The following is a 2,718-nucleotide window of genomic DNA, read 5'->3' on the forward strand; positions in this document are numbered from 1 at the left end:
CGTCGAACGGTATCACGAGGGAGACCACGAACGGGGCGTTCCCTCCGAAATGATAGACTCTGCGGCCGATGCGGAACAGTTCGCCGACTTCGCCATGTGGACGGCGTGGTTCTCGCACACCGACCGGCCGGGGAGTACGCACTCGTACACGAACGACTGGCCGTACAACCCCGGTGCAGGAAACGATGCCACTGCCGCTTCGATGACGTGGAGTGTCATCGCAATGGTCCTCCTCGTCGCCGGCGCGGGTCTCGGTATCTGGTTGTACAAGTCCATCGAACTCCCCGAACCGTCGGCGGAGGGAATCTCGGTCCCTGAACCCGGCGACGTGAGTGTCTTCCCGAGTCAACGTGCGGCACTCCGGTTCATCCCCGTCGCGGCAGGGTTGTTCCTCGCCCAGGTGTTACTCGGCGGGTTACTCGCGCACTTCTACATCGAACGGGCCGGGTTCTTCGGCGTCGAAGAGATACTCGGCGTCCACATCCTCCAACTCCTCCCGTTCTCGCTCGCGAAGACGTGGCACATCGACCTCGGAATCCTGTGGATTGCGGCGACGTGGCTCGGTGCCGGGTTGTTCCTCCCGCCGCTGTTGACCGGGTACGAACCGCCGAAGCAATCGAGATACATCGACGTCCTGCTCGGTGCCATCGTCGTCGTCACCGTCGGCGGCCTCAGTGGAATTTGGCTCGGTGCGAACGGCTACATCGACGGACCACTGTGGTGGATTCTCGGAAACGAAGGCCTCGAGTACCTCGAAGTCGGAAAACTCTGGCAGTTCGGTATCCTCGCCGGGTTCGGTATCTGGGCCGTGCTCGCAATCCGTGGACTGAGACCGCTCTTGGACAGAGAACCGCTCTACGGACTGGCGCACATGATACTGTACGCCGGTGGGTCGATTGCACTCTTGTTCACCGCAGGCTTCCTCTTCACTCCGGAGACCAACATCGCCGTCACGGAATTCTGGCGGTGGTGGGTCGTCCACATGTGGGTCGAAGGTGCCTTCGAGTTCTTCATCGTCGCCATCGTCGGCCTGACGTTGGTGTCGATGAACCTCCTCTCACGCCGGAGTGCCGAGAAGGCGGTCGTGCTTCAGGCACTCCTCGTGATGGGCACGGGCATCATCGGCGTCTCGCACCACTACTGGTGGGTCGGAATGCCCGACATGTGGGTGCCTATCGGGAGCGTCTTCTCGACGCTCGAACTCATCCCGTTGGTGTTCATCCTCTACGAGGCACTCGGTCAGTACCGCGCGATGAACGCCGACAGTGGATTCCCGTATCGCCTCCCGTTCATGTTCATCATCGCCAGTGGCGTCTGGAACTTCGTCGGCGCGGGCGTCCTCGGATTCTTCATCAACCTTCCGCTCATCAACTACTACGAACACGGCACGTACCTCACCGTCGGCCACGCGCACGCCGCAATGTTCGGCGCGTTCGGCTTCCTCGCACTGGGCATGGTCACGTACATGCTCCAGATTGCAATCGACCCCGAACGCTGGGACGGGTCGTGGCTTCGTGTCGCGTTCTGGTGTTGGAACGTGGGCCTCGTGTTGATGGTGTTCGTGTCCGTCCTTCCGGTTGGGTTCCTCCAGTTGGAGACGGCGTTCACCGGCGGATACGACGCTGCTCGGAGCGTGGCGTTCTACGACCAACCGTTGGTTCAGTCCCTCTTCTGGGCGCGCCTCCCCGGTGACTCACTCATCATCCTCGGCACGGTCATCTACGCCGCCGACCTCGTCAGAAAACGGTTCGTCCTGCGCGAGTCGGCTGACGACCCGAGTGTCGAAGATATGGCCGTCGCCGAAGGTGTGCTGGGCGACGACTAAGCGACTCTCGTCCGGTTTTTTCGGCTCGGTGGGTGCTCACTTACGACCCGTGACGGATGGGGTTCGCTGACTGCGCGACTATTTCTCATCTGGGCCCGTATCGGTCGTTCGTGCGCGAGTACGACCCTGTGGAATCGGACCTCATCAGACAGTTTACTGGACTCGTCGTCGAGAGTCTCTACGTCACACAAGATTTCAGGACGGCCACTGTCGGATGTCAGTACTGCCGGGACACGACGCTCGTCTCGGGCGACGCAATCACCGTAGCACTCTCCTGTTACGAGGATTTTAGCTGGGAAATCGAGGGTGTCTACTGTGCGTCTCACGGAATCGACGCTGTCGAGTCAGTGATGGACGTTCGTGCCGAGCAACAGGCAGTCGTCAGTGCAGTGTTGGAGGCGTCGGGCTACTACCCTCCGAGAGGGAACTTCCAGCCTGATGCGCTCACCCTCGGTGATGTCACCGTGCTCGATTTCAGTCCAACCGAGGCAGGGTATCGAACGTAGCGACTGACTCACGATTCTCCAAATCCGGGAGACCAGTCCCCGGTGTGTACACCAACTGCTCGACAAAAACGAGTGGACGGAACCTACTCGACCACGACGACGCCTTTCATTCCGACCGTCTCGTGGGGCACACAGGAGTACGTGTACGTACCCGCCTCCTCGAACGTGTGTTCGAACGTGTGACCGCTACTCCCGGCGAGTTCGGACTCGAAGGCACCGTCTGTATCCACGACGTTGTGTGACCCTCCTTCTCCGGTCCATTCCCACGTGACCGTCGTCCCTGTGGAGATTCGAATCGCCGCGGGACCGAATCCGAACGCCCCGCCGTTCGCTTCGGTACCGACGTCGACAGTGACCGCGTCCGTTCCTGTCTCGTCTCTCACACCG

General features: G+C 60.9%; 3 protein-coding genes. 2 read left to right on the forward strand and 1 reads right to left on the reverse strand.

Annotated elements, in window-relative coordinates:
- Together AUR66_RS13855 and AUR66_RS13860 are read left to right on the forward strand one after the other, a co-directional pair.
- Positions 1-1,825, forward strand: a 1,825-nt coding sequence (locus AUR66_RS13855; protein ID WP_058572887.1) for a nitric-oxide reductase large subunit, incomplete at its 5' end; no start/stop codon positions are given.
- A 110-nt stretch (positions 1,826-1,935) separates the two neighbouring features.
- Positions 1,936-2,331: a hypothetical protein gene (locus AUR66_RS13860; RefSeq protein WP_157533134.1), complete on the forward strand. Its 396-nt coding sequence runs from the start codon at positions 1,936-1,938 to the stop codon at positions 2,329-2,331.
- Positions 2,332-2,414: 83 nt separating this feature from the next.
- On the opposite strand, the gene AUR66_RS13865 is transcribed toward AUR66_RS13860, so the two are convergent.
- Positions 2,415-2,718, reverse strand: a 304-nt coding sequence (locus AUR66_RS13865; RefSeq protein WP_157533135.1) for a halocyanin domain-containing protein, incomplete at its 5' end; no start/stop codon positions are given.

It is taken from the genome of Haloferax profundi, assembly GCF_001469865.1.
In the GTDB taxonomy this organism is placed as follows: Archaea; Halobacteriota; Halobacteria; order Halobacteriales; family Haloferacaceae; genus Haloferax; species Haloferax profundi.